We start from the raw sequence: 18,954 nt of genomic DNA on the forward strand, positions 1-18,954 counted from the left end.
GTAATGTAATATTTGATTACGGAGTTCTCGCTAATTTTTAGCCCTTTTAATTCATAAAAGGGCTTTTTTTTATTTTTAGGGTATCAGGTATCTATTAACCGTGTTAGTTAACCAGTCATCCTTGATATACAAGGATGACAACAAGCTAACGACAGGAACATCTAACATTCGACAGTTTGATAAGCCAATTCTAATTCTTCAGCAAGGATAGCAATACCTTTCTCGATTTTTTCTGGCTCTGGCACATAATTCATACGCATACATTGATGTGCATGTGGCCAGTTTTCTTCTAGACCAGGGAAAAAGTAATGTCCCGGAACCATTAAAACACCGCGTTTTTTTAGTCGTTGATAGAGTTCTAAGCTATTAATCGGCAAATCTTTGAACCATAACCATAAGAAAATAGCACCTTCAGGCTTATGGATCAGACATTTATCTTCAGGAATATAGCGACGGATAATGCGGATAACCTCTTCTACACGTTGTTTATAGAAGGGGCCAATAACATTTTTTGATAAAGAAATCAGATCATCCCGCTGCAACATTTCCAACGCTAATGCAGGGCCAACACTACCCGGTGCAAGGCTAATAATGCCGTTCATGTTACTCACCGCTTCAATGATCTCTTCATTCGCGATGATAATACCGCAACGAGTACCGGGTAACCCTAGCTTAGACAAGCTCATACACAGAATGACATTCTCATTCCAAAATGGCGTCGCTTCACTAAAAATAATGCCAGGGAAAGGAACTCCATAAGCGTTATCAATGAGTAATGGAATGTTGTGTTGCTTTGCCAGTTTATCAAGGTGCTCCACTTCCTCATCGGTTATCACGTTACCGGTAGGGTTTGTTGGGCGTGAAACACAGATAACACCAATATCATCAGTTACTTCTAATGTATTAAAATCAACGTGATATTTAAATTGACCATTCGGTAAATATTCAATTTGTGGCTTATTTGCCACAAATAGATCGTCATCTAGCCCTGAATCGGCATAGCCAACATATTCGGGGGCTAGTGGGAATAGTACCTTACGAGTGATGCCATCTTCAAAACGACCAGCAAGCAAGTTAAATAGGTAGAAAAACGCGCTTTGGCTGCCATTGGATAGGGCAATATTTTTGGCGCTAATATTCCAGCCTAGTTTTGCTTTTAGGGTTGCTGCTAGCGCTTTCAACATGGCATCTTTACCTTGTGGGCCGTCATAGTTACACAAAGTATCCGTTAATTTACCGTTGGCGCACATTTCTGCTAATAGTGTTTGGAAATAGGCATCCATCTCAGGGATATGAGCAGGGTTCCCACCACCCAGCATAATTGCACCGGGAGTTCTCAAGCCATCATTCAAGTCTTTCATTAATGTTGATATACCTGAATTTTGTGCGAATTTATTACCGAATTTAGAAAATATCATCTCATTTATTCACATATGTTAAGTAGGTTGTTAATGGAATTTAAAAACATACTCTGCTCGACAAGAGAGTTCAACAGCTTCAATCAATATAGCATTGATACAAAATACTGCTTTTTTATTAACTTCTGGGCTGATATTTGTGAAAATTGGTTAAAATATGGTGAATGTTGCTTTTGATAATGGGGGTGATGCCGATTCATTCTGATTTATTTATATTGGCAACAATCTTTTAAATGGTCATTAATCATGCCTGTCGCTTGCATAAAAGCATAACAAGTAATGGAACCAATAAACTTAAATCCACGTTTTTTAAGTGCTTTGGATAAACGTTTTGAAAGCTCTGTCTCTGTGGGAACTTGAGTGTGAGACTGCCACTGGTTGACGATAGGTTTGCCACCCACAAATTGCCATAAAAATGTTGAGAAATCCTCGCCGTTTTCAGCCATTTTTAAATAAGCCTTTGCATTAGCAATAATCGCGTTAATTTTAGCGCGGTTCCGAATGATACGAGGATCCTGCATTAAGCTGTCAACATCTTGTTCACTCATCATGGCAATTCTTGCTGGATCAAACTGATGGAACAGTATGCGATAATCTTGGCGTTTTTTTAAAATGGTGTACCAAGAAAGCCCAGCTTGTTGACCTTCTAAGCAGATCATCTCAAATAGCTGTTGGTTATCCTTTGTTGGCTTCCCCCATTCATTATCATGGTAGGCAATATATTCTGGGTCTTGATTTACCCAATGGCAACGAATTGGCGATGAATTCATTTTGTCTCCTTTCAAGGGGGGCAAAAGCTTATATGCCTTATTTATACTGTATAAATGTCCAGTTTAAAAGAGACAAAATAAAGTTTTTTTATTTATAGGGCAAATAGACGTAGATTCAATGCTGTATATCTGGCGGTCAAAGGGTATACTGACGTACTTTCATTAAATCATATGTATCGCGTGCGGATCTAACATGCAAAAGTTTGATACCAAAACCTTCCAAGGTCTTATCCTGACATTGCAGGATTACTGGGCGCGCCAAGGCTGCACCATTGTTCAACCACTGGACATGGAAGTCGGCGCAGGAACATCTCATCCAATGACGTGCTTGCGTGCGTTAGGGCCTGAGCCAATTGCGGCGGCTTATGTTCAGCCTTCTCGTCGTCCTACTGATGGCCGTTACGGTGAAAACCCAAACCGCCTTCAACATTACTATCAGTTTCAAGTGATCATTAAGCCATCACCTGACAATATTCAAGAACTTTACCTCGGTTCATTGAAGGAATTGGGAATTGATCCCACCGTTCATGATATCCGTTTTGTTGAGGATAACTGGGAAAACCCAACACTAGGCGCTTGGGGTCTAGGCTGGGAAGTGTGGCTAAATGGTATGGAAGTCACTCAGTTTACTTACTTCCAACAAGTTGGCGGGCTGGAATGCAAGCCTGTAACGGGTGAAATTACCTACGGTCTTGAACGCCTTGCTATGTATATTCAAGGTGTTGATAGCGTTTATGACCTTGTTTGGTGCGATGGCCCACTCGGTAAAACGACCTATGGTGATATTTATCATCAAAATGAAGTTGAGCAGTCAACCTATAACTTTGAATATGCTAATGTCGATTTTCTTTTCAAATGCTTTGAAGAGTATGAGAAAGAAGCTCAATATTTACTGTCACTAGAAACACCACTGCCGCTACCGGCTTATGAGCGCATTTTGAAAGCGGCTCATACATTTAACTTACTGGATGCTCGTAAAGCAATCTCAGTGACAGAACGCCAGCGTTATATTCTACGTATCCGTACCCTAACTAAAGGGGTTGCCGAAGCTTATTATGCTTCCCGTGAGGCGCTCGGATTCCCTATGTGTCACAAGAATTAAGAGGCTGTCATGACTCAACAGACTTTCCTAGTGGAAATCGGCACAGAAGAGTTACCGCCGAAGGCTCTTCGTTCATTAGCTGAATCATTTGCGGCAAACTTTACGGCTGAATTGGATAGCGCGGATATTGCACACGGTGAAGTTAGCTGGTTTGCAGCACCTCGCCGTTTGGCCTTAAAAGTCGCTGCTCTTGCAGACTCATCACCTGACCGTGAAGTTGAAAAACGTGGCCCTGCGATTTCTGCTGCTTTTGGCGCTGACGGTCAACCAACCAAAGCTGCTGAAGGGTGGGCTCGTGGTTGCGGTATTTCCGTTGACCAAGCCGAGCGTTTAAAAACGGATAAAGGTGAATGGTTACTTTATCGCGCTCAAGTAAAAGGCGTAGCAGTTAGTGAATTGTTGGTCGATATGGTAAGCCGTTCTCTGGCTAAGTTACCCATTCCAAAACTCATGCGTTGGGGCGATAAAGAGACGCATTTTGTGCGCCCTGTCCACACCGTAACCTTATTATTGGGTAGCGATGTTGTTGACGGTGAAGTGCTAGGCATTAAGAGCGGTCGTACAATCCGTGGTCACCGTTTTATGGGTGAATCAGAGTTTACGATTGATCATGCAGACCAATATCCGGCGATCTTACGTGAACGCGGCAAAGTCATTGCTGACTATGAAGAACGTAAAGCCGTCATCAAAGCTGATGCTGAAAAAGCCGCGCTCGCCCTTGGTGGGAAAGCGGATTTAACCGACAGCTTACTAGAAGAAGTTGCTTCATTAGTTGAATGGCCTGTCGTATTAACTGCAAAATTTGAAGAGAAGTTCTTAGAAGTACCTGCGGAAGCATTGGTTTATACCATGAAAGGGGATCAGAAATATTTCCCTGTTTATGACAATGCTGGCAACCTGATGCCAAATTTCATTTTTGTGGCGAATATTGAATCTTCAGACCCACAACAAATTATCTCCGGTAATGAAAAAGTGGTACGTCCTCGTTTGGCGGATGCGGAGTTTTTCTTTAAAACTGACCGTAAACAACGTCTTGAAGATAATTTACCACGTTTGGAAACCGTTCTGTTTCAACAACAGCTTGGCACATTGCGTGATAAGACTGACCGTTTAGAAGCCTTATCAGGTTGGGTTGCAGCGAAGATTGGTGCAGATGTTAATCATGCGACTCGCGCGGGTTTGTTGGCAAAATGTGACCTGATGACCAATATGGTGTTTGAATTTACAGACACTCAAGGCGTGATGGGGATGCACTACGCACGCCATGACGGTGAATCAGAAGATGTTGCATTAGCACTGAAAGAGCAGTATCAACCTCGTTTTGCAGGGGATGCGTTGCCATCTACTGATGTTTCAGCGGCACTTGCCTTAGCCGAGAAAATGGACACCTTAGCCGGTATTTTCGGCATCGGTCAGCATCCGAAAGGTGATAAAGACCCATTTGCACTGCGTCGAGCTGCATTAGGCGTGTTACGCATTATTGTTGAAAAAGGCTATCAGCTTGATCTCGTTGAAATGACAGAAGAAGCCGTCCGCCTTTACGGTGATAAACTCACTAACAAAAATGTAGTGAATGATGTTGTTGAATTTATGCTTGGCCGCTTCCGTTCTTGGTATCAAGAGCTTGGCTATAGTATTGATACGATTCAAGCGGTGTTAGCGCGCCGTCCAACGTCACCAGCCGATTTTGATGCACGTGTGAAGGCTGTGACTCACTTCCGTACATTGGAAGATGCAGAAGCTTTAGCGGCAGCCAATAAGCGTGTTTCGAACATCTTGAGTAAATCTAATGAGAAACTGGCTGATAAAGTTCTCGCATCTGTGCTAAAAGCACCACAAGAAGTGAAGTTGGCTACACACCTTGTTGTATTACAAGAAAAACTAGAGCCAATGTTTGCTGAGCGTAATTATCAAGATGCCTTAGTTGAGTTGGCTTCTTTACGTGAAGTTGTGGATGCATTTTTTGCTGATGTTATGGTTATGGATGAAGATGAAGCGGTACGTATTAACCGTCTAACTCTGCTTAGCCAATTACGTGATTTGTTCTTGAAAGTTGCAGATATCTCATTGCTACAATAAATCGTGAACAAGTGATGGTATTGACTAAAAATATCATTTATTAATCTTTATAAGCCCTTGCAGGATAAGATCTTGCAAGGGCTTAATGTTGTCTTATAGGGACGATTAGTTAAAAAACCCTATCAAGTTGATGGTTTTATCAGCATACAAACAAATTTAGTGAAAAATGGGTTGACGGGAAGGGCGCTCAACAGTATGATTCACACCGTTTTCGGCGAGTAGCGCAGCTTGGTAGCGCAACTGGTTTGGGACCAGTGGGTCGGAGGTTCGAATCCTCTCTCGCCGACCAGATTCCAGAACCCCACCTCATATGAGGTGGGGTTTTTTGCATTTGCACGTCAGCAAACATTTCACACAGTAATTTTTCTCATCATCCAAATACTGATTCTGGTGGCATGGTTTTTGTCTAACTTACCAACATGCGCTTTCAGAGTAACTTTGTTGTCCTTTCTCGTCATAATCTGTTGTTATGTTCATTAACGTTGTTTTCTTGAGTGTAATGAAAAGCATGATGTAGTCGCGAGTTGTTTATTACCTATCAATGGATTTTTCATAACAAGGAACCTGTTAATGAAAACAGCACCAACACTGTTTATTTTGTTATTTTTACTGTTCAACTATCTGCCTTGTTATGCCAATAGGCAGCTTGATTTTGCGGTGAAATCACCATCAACGCCCTGTATTGCGATTCACCAAGTTCATTTCTCAACATTGGCACTATTTCCGTTAATTACCTCGAGTGATATCAATAAATGGAAACAGGGCGTTGAAGGGAGATGTGTTAGTGAGGAAGGGCTATTGCGCTATGCAGACTTTCTTAACGCACAGTTGGCTGAGGTAGGATATATCACATCGTCTATTCACTACCCAGAGCAAACTCTGTTATTTGGTGTGTTGCAGGTTGAATTAGTCGCGGGGAAGCTCGGCAGTATTGAGTATCAAGATAGTGCTAGCCAATCATTAGCGTACGCTTTTCCATTACGCAAAGGGCAAGTCGTAGATATCCACGCTATAAATCAAGGTCTGGCTAATTTACGCAATACCCAGTTGATCCCACATCAAATTCATATTGTTTCCGATCACGAACAGAACAATATGAACCGTTTAGTGATCCAACGTAATGCAGCAAGAGCTTTTAAAGGAAAACTACTTTTAGCGTCGAAACAATCACCGCAATTTCCTACCCATGTTGTCAGCAATCTGATTATGTTAGCTAATCCATTAGCACTGAATGATTTCTTTTTTCTAAATTTAGATAGTGATATTGGAAAAGAGCCTGAAAAGAAATTGAAATCGGTCTCCATTTTGTATTCAGTTCCTTACCATTATTGGTTATTGAGTTTATATGCGGGCTATCAAGAGAACAGCATTCATCAAAACTTCCAATTAATTGATAGCATTAAAGTTAGAAATGATGTGAGAAGTCGATTACTGTCGCTACAAGCTGAGTATGTTCTTCATCGAGCCTTATATCACTCAACGTCGATAAGTATGGGGACTCAAATTCAAACATTAGATCTCTTTTTAGAGCGATATCGTTTGAAAACCCAACAACGCTTCACGAGTTATCTCTTACTTGGGGTAAAGCATCAGCGTCATTTTGCACAAGGTAATGTGACATTTTCATTGAGTTATAAACAAGATACGGATTGGTTCGGTTCCACAAGGCGCCAAGTGACAGGGTTAGAGCGAGCCGGCATATATCTATTTTCGGTAGATTTTCAACGGCAATTTTATTTAGCCAACCAATCGATGTATCACCGACATGAGCTTGAAATGCAATTAAGTCGCTCGCCACTAGATCCGCAGCTTGAGCTAAATAGTCCTACTGGGAAATTTGGGATTAGGGGGTTCTCAAATAGCGTATTAACGGAGAATTTGGGAGATAACACGTTGAAACTTAAAAATGAGTGGGGGTGGTTTACCCCATGGCGGGGTTATGAGCTATATGGTGCATTGGATTTCGCCTCGACATCTTCGCAAAGCGCACATATTTGGCGAGACAACAGGTTATTCGGTACAGAAATTGGTGTGAGAGGGCAGATTGATCGCTTGAACTACCAACTCTTTATCGAGGCTCCTCTTTGGCAGTCGGCGAAATTAGCAACGAACGCGGTGAATGTTGGGGCGAAAGTGAGTATTGATTATTAGCCAGTTTATTTGGTCGCAGTTTCATTGGCTATGAATATGGTTTATGCCCAAACATAAATAGGTAAGCAGAAGTCTGGTTGAAGTAGGGTTACACAGCAGCGAGTTCAAGGAAACCGTTATATTGTACTCATAAAGCCCCCAAATAACGGCTATTTAGGTATCTCTGAGCATTGTTGTGCAGGCATTGGAATACTTATAAAGCAATTAATATAGCGAGTAAAGGGGATGAGATTAGCGATATTCCGGCGTGAATAGTTATAATGGATTGATATTAAAGTAAATTATTTATTTTGGAAAAGGCGAGTTATTGAATGAGAGCAGAGTCATATAGTGAAGGTCCGTAGAGAGAATGAAATCAAGTAGATCGTGCGATTATTGAAGTTATTAACTAATCAATAAATTGTTAAAATTTAATGAACCGTACTTTTTTATATGAATAAAAAACAAGCAAAATAATAACAACCTAAAGTAATTATTTGTTTTAAACACACCAGAACTTTATGCCGCACTCTCTTAGGTGTTGCACTATTTTCGTTCAGTAATTCAGCACTTAATCACAAATATAAAAATAAATCACCCAGAGATAAAACACTATCCTGTAGTATTTTTATGGTTATTATGTCTGCTATATGACTTAAATAACCATACAAAGACCTAAGAACACTCTTAATATGTTTCTAAAATGTTATAAGATAGTTGTCTGTTTAAAGAGAGATACTATTGACGAAGTGGATGACAGTTGATTAATTGCACAGTGAATAACAAAAAAATACAGATCCCCTATCTGTCATTTCAAGGATGGGTTTGGGCATCAAGCAAATAACACATGAACACCACAGGAGCATACAGATGACGCTCTCAATCAAAAAGACAGGTTTAACCATTGGGCTAACACTTGCAGCACTTGCAGTTTCTGCTTCTGTGCAAGCGAAAACATTAGTCTACTGTTCAGAAGGCTCTCCAGAGGGCTTTAACCCTCAGCTATTTACTTCCGGTACGACTTACGATGCTAGCTCAATTCCACTCTATAACCGTTTAGTTGAGTTCAAACTTGGTACTACAGAGATAGAGCCAGGTTTAGCGGAAAGTTGGGAAGTAAGCGATGATGGCAAAGTTTATACTTTCCACTTACGTAAAGGCGTAAAATGGCATTCAAATAAAGAATTTAAGCCAAGCCGCGACTTTAATGCGGATGATGTCATTTATACCTTCATGCGTCAGAAAGATGCGAATCACCCATACCACAAAGTCTCCGGCGGTAGCTATGAGTACTTTATGGGCATGGATATGGATAAAATCATCGATAAAGTTGAAAAAGTTGATGATTACACCGTACGTTTCACACTCTCTCGCCCAGAGTCACCTTTCTTAGCTGATATGGCAATGGACTTCGCTTCCATTCTTTCTGCTGAATATGCTGACAAAATGTTAGCAGCGGGCACACCGCAAAAAGTGGATTTGAACCCTATTGGAACAGGCCCATTTGAGCTACAGCAGTACCAAAAAGATTCACGTATTCTTTATAAAGCCAACAAAGAGTATTGGGGTAATAAACCTAAGATTGATCGTTTAGTTTTTTCGATTACACCTGATGCGTCTGTCCGTTATGCCAAACTGCAAAAAAATGAGTGTCAAGTTATGCCATACCCAAATCCGGCAGACTTGGAACGCATGAAGCAAGATAAAAATATTACATTGATGGAGCAACCAGGCTTGAACGTCGGTTACCTCTCTTTCAACGTTGAGAAAAAACCACTAGATAACCAGAAAGTGCGCCAAGCGCTATCTATGGCTGTGAATAAAGACGCTATCATCGATGCCGTTTATCAAGGTGCAGGACAGAAAGCGAAAAACTTAATTCCACCAACGATGTGGGGCTATAACGATGATGTGAAGGATTATGAATATAATCCTGAAAAAGCAAAAGCGTTATTGGCTGAGGCCGGGTTCCCGAATGGTTTCGAAATCGATTTATGGGCAATGCCAGTCCAACGTCCATATAACCCAAATGCGCGCCGTATGGCTGAGATGATCCAAGCTGACTGGGCAAAAATTGGTGTTAAATCGAAAGTAGTGAGCTATGAGTGGGGCGAATATCTGAAGCGTGCTAAAGATGGTGAACCGCAAACGGTAATGATGGGTTGGACCGGTGATAATGGTGACCCTGATAACTTCTTCGCGACACTGTTTAGCTGTGCGGCGAAAGAGCAAGGCTCTAACTATTCGAAATGGTGTTATCAAGGCTTTGAAGACTTGATCCAGCCTGCTCGTATGACAGCAGATCATAACAAACGTATTGATCTCTACAAGCAAGCACAGGTTGTTATGAATGAACAAGCACCAGCCCTGATCATTGCTCACTCAACGGTATATGAACCAGTCCGTAAAGAAGTGAAGGGCTATGTTGTCGACCCTCTCGGCAAACACCACTTTGAAAACGTCGATATTGAAAAATAATCGTTGTTAATTTGTATCAGCCCTTCGCCATCTTTTTGATAGCGAAGGGCGTTTTCACCTCTGAATTTCAGGGAAACAGAAAACTCAGTTCTTTGTGAGCAGACAGAAGAGTCACACTCTTCTGATTAGCCAAACGGACTCAGAGCCGTCAAAGGCATTATTAAAAGAGATTCAGGATATGTTGCAATTTATCCTCCGACGTTTGGGGCTAGTTATCCCTACGTTTATCGGTATCACATTACTCACGTTCGCATTTGTGCATATGATCCCGGGTGACCCCGTGATGATTATGGCAGGTGAAAGAGGCTTATCGCCCGAACGACACGCTTATTTAATGGCTGAATTGGGCTTAGACCAGCCATTGTGGAAACAATATCTTCACTATATTAATGGCATATTTCATGGTGACTTAGGGATTTCATTGAAAAGCCGGATAGCGGTTTGGGATGAATTTTTCCCCCGTTTTAAAGCCACGATGGAACTGGCAATCTGTGCGATGATTTTTGCAATTTCAGTGGGGATCCCTGTCGGTGTTTTAGCCGCAGTGAAGCGTGGCTCTATTTTCGATCACACAGCAATTGGCTTATCCCTAACAGGTTACTCAATGCCAATTTTCTGGTGGGGGATCATGTTAATCATGCTGGTGTCAGTGCAGTTGGATTTGACCCCTGTATCTGGGCGCGTTAGCGACAGTGTATTTTTGGATGACTCCTATCCGCTGACTGGTTTTATGCTGATTGATACCTTAATTTGGGGGGATGAAGGGAACTTTATTGATGCGGTTGAGCATCTCATACTTCCTTCCATTGTGCTTGGAACCATACCTCTGGCGGTGATAGTCCGTATGACTCGCTCATCGATGCTAGAAGTACTAGGGGAAGATTACATTCGTACGGCTCGAGCCAAAGGGGTTAGCCGTGCACGCGTTATTCTTATTCATGCGCTGAGAAATGCGATGCTGCCTGTTGTCACCGTGATTGGTTTACAAGTGGGTGTTATGCTCGCTGGCGCAATTCTAACGGAAACTATTTTTTCGTGGCCAGGTCTAGGTCGTTGGCTGATTGAAGGGCTTCAACGTCGTGATTACCCAGTGGTTCAAGGTGGGGTTTTATTAGTCGCAACTTTGATTATTTTTGTTAACCTCGTGGTTGATCTGCTGTACGGCATTGTTAACCCACGTATTCGTCATAAAAAATAAGGAGCGCTTACATGTCTCAATCTACTGAGCCAACGGTTGTCAGCGCCCCTAAGCCGATGACCCCATTCCAAGAATTCTGGCACTACTTTAAGCGTAATAAAGGTGCGGTTGCCGGAATGGCATATATCATTTTAATGATCTTAGTGGCTATTTTTGCAGGTGTTTTAGCCCCTCATGCACCAGATGAGCAGTTCCGCGATTTCTTATTGGTACCACCTGTTTGGGAATCCGGCGGAAGTTGGCAATTTATCTTAGGTACGGATGACGTTGGTCGAGATCTGTTATCTCGCTTAATGTATGGTGCACGCTTATCTCTGTTAGTCGGCTGCCTTGTGGTGGTGCTCTCATTGATTATGGGGGTGACGGTCGGCGTTATTGCTGGCTATTTTGGTGGTGTGGTCGATGCTGTGATTATGCGTATCGTTGACATCATGTTAGCCCTACCGAGTTTATTGCTGGCTTTAGTATTGGTGGCAATCTTTGGCCCTTCAATCGTTAATGCCTCACTTGCACTGACCTTCGTTGCATTGCCTCACTATATCCGGCTTACTCGCGCCGCGGTGTTGGTAGAAGTGAATCGCGATTATGTCACCGCTTCACGTGTGGCAGGCGCCGGTGCTACGCGTCAGATGTTTGTTAATATTTTACCGAACTGCTTGGCACCGCTAATTGTTCAAGCATCACTTGGCTTTTCTAATGCCATCTTAGATATGGCTGCTTTGGGTTTTCTTGGTATGGGAGCACAGCCACCAACACCTGAATGGGGCACAATGTTGTCTGACGTGCTGCAATTCGCTCAAAGTGCGTGGTGGGTCGTCACCTTCCCTGGTCTGGCAATCTTGTTAACTGTATTAGCGTTTAACCTGATGGGTGATGGTTTGCGTGATGCATTTGATCCAAAACTCAAGCAGTGATGAGGTAATCTAATGGCATTGTTAAATGTAGAACAACTCTCGGTACACTTTGGTGATGAAAGTACCCCGTTCCGTGCCGTTGACCGCATCAGCTATAGCGTTGAAAAAGGTCAGGTTGTTGGCATAGTGGGTGAGTCTGGCTCGGGGAAATCGGTAAGCTCTTTAGCGATAATGGGGCTGATAGACTATCCTGGGAAAGTGATGGCTAATTCGTTGCAATTTGACGGGCGTGACTTATTGTCTATTCCCGAAAAAGAGCGTCGGCAAATTGTTGGTGCCGATGTAGCGATGATATTTCAGGACCCTATGACCAGTCTGAACCCCTGTTTTACAGTGGGTTATCAGATAATGGAAGCGCTGAAAGTGCACCAAGGCGGTAGTAAAAGTACGCGTAAACAACGTGCAATTGATTTACTGACGATGGTCGGGATCCCTGACCCGAAATCGCGGCTTGATGTTTATCCACACCAGCTATCAGGTGGGATGAGTCAGCGGGTCATGATTGCGATGGCGATCGCATGTCGGCCTAAGTTATTGATTGCAGACGAACCGACGACCGCACTTGATGTGACGATCCAAGCACAAATTATTGAGTTATTGCTTGAATTACAACAACAAGAGAATATGGCCTTGGTCTTGATCACCCATGATCTTGCCTTGGTTGCTGAAGCGGCACATCACATTATTGTGATGTATGCGGGCCAAGTCGTGGAATCAGCGAAGGCCTCTGATATCTTTAAACATCCTCGTCATCCCTATACTCAAGCGCTGTTACGTGCCTTGCCTGAGTTTGCCACTAATAAATCTCGGTTAGCGTCATTACCGGGCGTTGTGCCGGGGAAATATGACCGACCACAAGGTTGTCTGTTGAATCCTCGCTGCCCCTATGCGACAGAGCGTTGTCGTATTGAGGAGCCTGAATTGCGCTCTGTTGGAGATAGGCAGGTGAAATGCCACATGCCGCTGGATGATATGGGGAGGCCGACACTATGAGTGAAAATCAACATAAGCCTTTACTACAGGCTATTAATTTAAAGAAATATTATTCAGCGAAAAGCGGTATATTTTCGGCAGAAAGGTTAGTCAAAGCTCTCGATGGCGTTTCATTTGAGCTAGAAAAAGGGAAAACACTCGCCGTTGTTGGAGAATCTGGGTGTGGTAAATCGACACTAGGTCGTTTACTGACCATGATTGAACAACCCACAGAGGGGGAGCTTTACTATCAAGACCAAAACCTACTGGTTAAAGACAAGGCGGCTGAAAAGCTACGTCGCCAAAAAATTCAAATTGTCTTTCAAAACCCATATGGCTCTTTAAATCCTCGTAAAAAAGTCGGGCAAATACTTGAGGAGCCTTTATTGATTAACACCTCGTTATCTAAAGAGCAGCGTAGAGAAAAGGTGTTATCGATGATGGCTAAGGTTGGGTTAAAAACGGAGCATTATGAGCGCTATCCTCATATGTTTTCGGGCGGGCAACGCCAGCGCATCGCAATCGCACGAGGGTTAATGTTAGATCCTGATGTTGTTGTTGCTGATGAACCAGTTTCAGCACTGGACGTTTCCGTACGCGCTCAAGTGCTTAACCTAATGATGGATTTGCAGCAAGAGCTAGGGCTATCTTATGTGTTCATTTCGCATGATCTATCCGTGGTTGAACATATAGCTGATGAAGTGATGGTGATGTATTTGGGGCGTTGCGTAGAAAAAGGAACTAAAGAACAGATCTTTAATAATCCTTTGCACCCTTATACTCAAGCACTGCTATCAGCAACACCAAGGTTAAACCCTGATTCACGGCGTGAAAGGATCAAGTTGACGGGAGAGTTACCAAGCCCGCTGAATCCACCACCGGGGTGCGCTTTTGCAGCTCGTTGCCGCCGAGCATTCGGGCAATGCACGCAATTCCAACCGGCTCTTAAAGAGTACGGAGGGCAATTGGTTGCCTGTTTTGCCGTCGATGAAGATGAAAAAAATAGCGTTGTAGCCAGTTAATCCCCACTAAGACGGCAGAAATATTGCTTTTCTGCCGTTATCCAGTGTGATACGTTGTTGTTGTTTCCGTAAATCCCCCCTTTGTCTTAATTACATAAACTTTCACTTTTAACTGCTCCTTTATTGATAAAATCAAGTATACTGAGAATAACTCAGTGACATCCAATGCCCCATAAAACCTACCTTTTTGGGCGCGCTACCCAAACTTATTGATTATTTGGCTTGAATAATGATTCGCGCCCAGTTGCAGTTTCGCAATATTGGTAAAAAATATTGTGATATGTTGGGTTAATGGGGGGATGTTAGTCGGTGTTTATCTGACTTTGTTGATAAAGGGCCGCTTTTTAAAGCGAAAAATATTCAATTCAAAAGAAGCTTGATAAAGAAGGTTTCGGAAACATGAAGAACAGGGTGCAACGTTCTCTAACGTTAAAAAGCATGATCGTATTTTTTGTGATCACGTTAAGCTCACTCGCCCTTTTTTTGGCAATTCAATTTAGTTACTTACTTGAGCAAAGAAAAGGTGACTATCTCAATCAGCTTAGTAATGCGGTTGTACAAATTCAAAAACCATTGACTGAATCATTATTAAGTTCAGATCTGAACGAAGTTAAACGGCTACTCGTGAGCTTGAAAACATCGGGTATTATGGGCAAAGCGATTGTGACAGTCGATGGGGCGACTGTTATCCATTTAGACTTTGCGACACCCCGTCCAATTCCTAGTTGGGCGGTGAAATTTGCCGGTATTCCAGTAGAGATGACAGTACCTTTGTATGCCTATGGGAATACCGTCTTGACGGCGAAACCCCAAGGGTATTTAACGCTGCAAGTTGATTCAAATCGTGTTTATCGATTCGCCTTCAACACGTTGGCATTAATGATAACGACATATTTGTTGTTAGTTTTGATCATTGCGATTGCGATGACATGGTGTGTAAGTCGAATGATTGTCAGGCCATTACGTAAAATTGCGCTAGAATTACAAGATGGCGGCGATCAAGACATCAAAGTATCAGGTTATCATAAGGATGACGAGATAGGCTTATTGGCGAAGAATTATAACCGCCAAAGAAAACAGCAAAATTCAGACTAAGTCATGAACATGTGGCGAGCTTTGTGGTCTAATATCGTTAATAATTGGTGTCACTTACAGTGTATGAGACCAAACCATATCGTTTAACCCTATAATTAGCGTTTTTCGTTAATTTATCAGTCATATTTTTGCGGTTAAATACAAGGATAGAAAATACATAGGGGTTTACATGCAGGGTTTGAAAATTCGGTATATCTTTAGTGTGGTGCTACTGTCAGTCGCTGGCCTTGCGAGTGCTGAGCCATTGCAGCCTGATCCAGCATGGCAGCAAGGAAAGCTTGAAAATGGCTTTAGCTGGCAGCTATTGCAGACTCCACAGCGTCCTAATGACCGAATTCAACTGAGATTGGCCATTAAAACAGGGTCTTTGTCAGAAAAAGCAAATGAAAAAGGTTACAGCTACTTAATCCCTAAAATGGCGCTGTTACATCAAACAGAAGCATTTCCAACCGCAACGTTGCAAAATTTTTGGCGTCAGGCAACCGATCCTGATGTTCCCATTCCGCCAGCGGTCGTCTCATATGACTACACAATCTATAGCTTGAGCTTACCACACAATAAGCCAGAGCTTCTCAAACAAGCACTCAACTGGTTAGCAACCTCCGCGGCTGGGGCAACTTATACTGAAACCACACTGCACAATGGTCTGAGTGTGACAAATGCTCCTGTTGCTACATTGCCTATTGATGCGACGGATCCTGTATGGCGCGCACGTCTGAAAGGCTCTGCAATGATGGGCTATGACCCAGGGCAAAAGGTTAAGGATAATGTAGATTTAGAGAGTGTGAATTCGTTTTACCAAAAATGGTATACGCCAGATGTTATGACGCTGTATGTTGCAGGTCATGTTGATTCACGCATGTTATCTGATTACATCACTCAAACGTTCTCTTCACTAGAAGGTAAACGTTCAGAGCCTGTTGCGGTAGCTGTTTTATCGCAGGTGAAACCTCAATCCATCGACATTCTGCAAGATAAGCAAACAAAAGATAGCTTATCCCTGATTTGGGATATCGATTGGCAACCGATTAATGACTCTGCCGTACTGATGCGCTATTGGGGAAGTGATTTAGCCCGTGAAGCACTTTATCGTTCATTACAAAAAACTTTTAGCCAAAAGTTTAACCAAGATGAAGTGAATTCGAACTTAGATTGCCGAGTGCAATATCAGAAGGCTAGCTGTACGTTAACGGTTGCAGCAGCGCCAGAAAAAATGGCAGCAGTGACAGATGTTGTTCTCAATGAGCTATCAACCGCTGTTCAAAATGGGATTTCACCTGAATTGTTTGATGAAATGCTCAATGAAAAACAGGTGCAATTATCACAATTGTTTGCGGCCTATGCTCGTACCAGTACGGATGTGTTAGCAGGCCAACGCTTGATCTCTCAACAAAATGGGGTGGTTGATATCGCTCCTGAGCAGTATCAACGACTAAGGCAATCTTTCTTAGCGGGGCAAACGCTGGATCAAGTGAATATGGAAGTGCGTCGTTTATTGTCTCAAGAAGCTGCCTTTGTGTTGGTTCAACCGAAAGAGAAGCAGTTGATGGATGCTGAGCAAATCCGCCAGAAATTTACTAAGGTGCTGTGGCCACAGGTTGAGCCTACGCCGGCAATTGAAGCGGAGCCTGCAAAAGCAGCGAAATAATCTGTCATTAAATAGCCCCAACTTAGGGGCTATTTGCTTTTCATCCTGTTGTTTTTTAACGTTGCGTCAGTAACCCTTCAATCACCCGAATTAAGGTTTCTCGGGAATCCCTGTCATCGACAAAGCCGGCTGCACTTGTCTGGGTTTCCGGTGAGTAATAGGCGGCAGATCCCCAAAAACCAAGGTGTGAATATAGCGTCATGCCATTTACGACACTTGCCATCAACCCTAATCGGTACTCTTGAGCGCCCACATGGTGACCCACACTCAGCATTGTCTGTAGAGTCTCTGGTTTCTCAAAGATTTCGCCATTAAATAAGGCTTCAAGGAATCGAGCCATTTGTTGAGATGAGGTAATTAAACCACCCCCGCCATACACATCCATCGAAGCATGAATATGTGTACCTTCTATCTCTTTTAGGTATTGGCGTGCACGAGGTGCATCTGTCGTAGGTTGCTCTAAATACTCCCAATAAGCGGTATCTAATCCAATTTTATTGAGTTTTAATAACCCCCTAACGGCGTGGCCTAACGATTGGCCCGTAACACGTTCAATGATATCGCCTAACAGTATGTAACCTGTATCTGAATAAATAAATGTGTCTGAAGGTGCGACAACGGGGAATTTTTTACGCACATAGAGTTGTATTTGCTCTAACCGAGTCCACTGGTGTGTCGGTTTCGCAAGTACGCGCTTGAGGTAGTGATCATCTGCATGATCAAAAAGCCCGCTACTATGGCTGAGTAGATGACGGATAGCGATATGATCGGTGGCATAGCTGTCACACAGTAATTGGTTAAATTCAGGTGTGATATGTTGTGAAATGGCATCATCTAACGATAATTTCCCCATTTCAACTAACCTAAGTATGGCTGCTGCGGTAAACGTTTTTGTGTTACTGGCAATGCGTAATGGGGTATCAACTGTCAATGGCCGACCTGCCAGATCGCTTCCTCTAGCACAAAATGTACTGATACTCGCCTTTTTTTGGTTGTGATAGTAAAGCACAACGCCGCAAGGTAAGTCTTCTAACTGCTGAATATATTGTGTAGTTATCATTTTTCTCCCAACTCATTTGGTCTTTAGAGATAGAGTGAGTGCTCATATTCACTTATAACATACTTGAATAATCAGCTTGCCATGTGTCCAGAAAGGCGGTGAATTTTTAATTAACCTCACGCGATAAAATTAATGTCTTAAAAGCCGTAAAAGCAGGCACTTGGTATCCAGTACGATAAATCAAATAGGTATCACATGTTGTGACGGGGAGCGAGGCTAACAATGAGGAAGCATCCCCCATAGAATGAAATAATTGAGCCGGTAGTAGCGCGATACTGCTTCCTGCACTGACGCATGCGACCATCGCATGATAGGAGCTAAGTTGCTGAATATGCCAATCTCGTTGATTTGGGATATTTAGCCACTGCTCAGCAATATAGCGGTAGCTGCATCCTTGGGCGAAGGTAGCAAGTGAGCGTGTTTGAATATCTGAGGCGGTCTTTGCTAATTTATCTTGCTCGGGAAGCAATAAGACTAGCTGCTCCTGCCAAACGACTTGTGACTGAATGCCCATATCACAGAGTTGGTTAATATCATACAAATCTTGGGGAAGAGCCACAAAAGCACAATCTAACTGTTCACGACGTACTTGCTCAATTAGGGCTTGTGAGGTTCCGGTTAATAATGACAATTGGGTTGTTGGGTGCTGTTGGTGGTAGGCTGCCAAAGGTTGAGGTAACCGGCAGGCCGCCGTGCTCTCCATGCTACCTATTCTTAGTTGTCCTCCTTCTCTGCCTAAACTCGTGACATGGCGGGCTTCTTGCTCTAACGCCAGTAAACGATAGGCGTATTGTAGGAAGCGTGTGCCGGCTTCTGACAATTGCATCTGCTTACCTTGACGAATAAACAGCGGCTCTCCCAGATCGGACTCAAGCTGTTGAATACGCGTTGTAATATTTGAGGGAACCCTACCGAGGCGCATTGCTGCGCGTGTGATACTGAGTTCTTCTGCGACCATGCAAAATATTTTTAGGGATTCAGAGTTCATTTTCTTTTTTCGTGAATATGATGCTATATTTATTCTTAATAACAGAATAATAAGTGTAACCCTACTTGATGATAAAGGAA

The 18,954-nt window shown here is 42.8% G+C and carries 14 protein-coding genes and 1 tRNA gene; 11 read left to right on the forward strand and 4 right to left on the reverse strand.

All coding sequences use genetic code 11. From position 1 onward, the window contains the following. Nucleotides 1–161: 161 nt before the first annotated feature. Together PSF11_RS16680 and PSF11_RS16685 are read right to left on the reverse strand one after the other, a co-directional pair. Nucleotides 162–1,418, reverse strand: coding sequence for a valine--pyruvate transaminase (locus tag PSF11_RS16680; protein ID WP_053110242.1), 1,257 nt, complete (start codon nt 1,416–1,418; stop codon nt 162–164). 206 nt (nt 1,419–1,624) lie between these two features. Further along, entirely contained in the window at nt 1,625–2,188 is a 564-nt protein-coding gene (locus tag PSF11_RS16685; RefSeq protein WP_072502592.1) for a DNA-3-methyladenine glycosylase I, read from the reverse strand. A 193-nt stretch (nt 2,189–2,381) separates the two neighbouring features. Here PSF11_RS16685 and glyQ point away from each other — a divergent pair, with 193 nt between their 5' ends. From glyQ to PSF11_RS16740, 11 genes are all read left to right on the forward strand, one after another. Beyond that, nucleotides 2,382–3,290, forward strand: coding sequence for a glycine--tRNA ligase subunit alpha (glyQ, locus tag PSF11_RS16690; protein ID WP_004923728.1), 909 nt, complete (start codon nt 2,382–2,384; stop codon nt 3,288–3,290). A gap of 9 nt (nt 3,291–3,299) precedes the next feature. Next, nucleotides 3,300–5,369 carry a glycine--tRNA ligase subunit beta gene (glyS, locus tag PSF11_RS16695; RefSeq protein WP_004923731.1) on the forward strand — a complete coding sequence of 690 codons (2,070 nt, stop codon included), beginning with the start codon at nt 3,300–3,302 and terminating at the stop codon, nt 5,367–5,369. A gap of 212 nt (nt 5,370–5,581) precedes the next feature. Then, nucleotides 5,582–5,658 (forward strand) — tRNA-Pro (locus tag PSF11_RS16700). A gap of 281 nt (nt 5,659–5,939) precedes the next feature. Next, complete coding sequence (locus tag PSF11_RS16705; RefSeq protein ID WP_014656986.1) at nt 5,940–7,520, forward strand: ShlB/FhaC/HecB family hemolysin secretion/activation protein; 1,581 nt, start codon at nt 5,940–5,942, stop codon at nt 7,518–7,520. Between the two features lie 849 nt (nt 7,521–8,369). Beyond that, nucleotides 8,370–9,977 (forward strand): dipeptide ABC transporter periplasmic-binding protein DppA, encoded by a 1,608-nt coding sequence (gene dppA, locus PSF11_RS16710; protein WP_014656985.1) that lies wholly within the window; start codon nt 8,370–8,372, stop codon nt 9,975–9,977. A gap of 178 nt (nt 9,978–10,155) precedes the next feature. After that, nucleotides 10,156–11,175, forward strand: a complete 1,020-nt coding sequence (gene dppB, locus PSF11_RS16715; RefSeq protein ID WP_040132698.1) for a dipeptide ABC transporter permease DppB — start codon at nt 10,156–10,158, stop codon at nt 11,173–11,175. 11 nt (nt 11,176–11,186) lie between these two features. Then, the gene (dppC, locus tag PSF11_RS16720; protein WP_004923748.1) at nt 11,187–12,089 is read left to right on the forward strand and encodes a dipeptide ABC transporter permease DppC; all 903 of its coding nucleotides are present in this window, start codon (nt 11,187–11,189) and stop codon (nt 12,087–12,089) included. Nucleotides 12,090–12,101: 12 nt separating this feature from the next. After that, entirely contained in the window at nt 12,102–13,082 is a 981-nt protein-coding gene (gene dppD, locus PSF11_RS16725) for a dipeptide ABC transporter ATP-binding protein (protein WP_004923750.1), read from the forward strand. Further along, nucleotides 13,079–14,083: a dipeptide ABC transporter ATP-binding subunit DppF gene (dppF, locus tag PSF11_RS16730; protein ID WP_004923755.1), complete on the forward strand. Its 1,005-nt coding sequence runs from the start codon at nt 13,079–13,081 to the stop codon at nt 14,081–14,083. The genes dppD and dppF overlap by 4 nt, the downstream gene beginning before the upstream one ends. A gap of 399 nt (nt 14,084–14,482) precedes the next feature. Continuing rightward, entirely contained in the window at nt 14,483–15,178 is a 696-nt protein-coding gene (locus tag PSF11_RS16735; protein ID WP_004923758.1) for a HAMP domain-containing protein, read from the forward strand. A 169-nt stretch (nt 15,179–15,347) separates the two neighbouring features. Beyond that, entirely contained in the window at nt 15,348–16,826 is a 1,479-nt protein-coding gene (locus PSF11_RS16740) for a M16 family metallopeptidase (protein ID WP_014656983.1), read from the forward strand. A gap of 55 nt (nt 16,827–16,881) precedes the next feature. Here the strand turns inward: PSF11_RS16740 and PSF11_RS16745 are convergent, their stop codons facing one another. Both PSF11_RS16745 and PSF11_RS16750 read right to left on the reverse strand, forming a co-directional pair. Next, nucleotides 16,882–17,886, reverse strand: coding sequence for a serine hydrolase domain-containing protein (locus PSF11_RS16745; protein ID WP_072502591.1), 1,005 nt, complete (start codon nt 17,884–17,886; stop codon nt 16,882–16,884). A 106-nt stretch (nt 17,887–17,992) separates the two neighbouring features. Beyond that, on the reverse strand, nt 17,993–18,874 hold the full coding sequence (locus tag PSF11_RS16750) for a LysR family transcriptional regulator (protein WP_071599670.1): 882 nt from the start codon (nt 18,872–18,874) through the stop codon (nt 17,993–17,995). Nucleotides 18,875–18,954 lie beyond the last annotated feature (80 nt).

The organism is Providencia sp. PROV119, assembly GCF_028482435.1.
Lineage (GTDB): Bacteria > Pseudomonadota > Gammaproteobacteria > Enterobacterales > Enterobacteriaceae > Providencia > Providencia stuartii.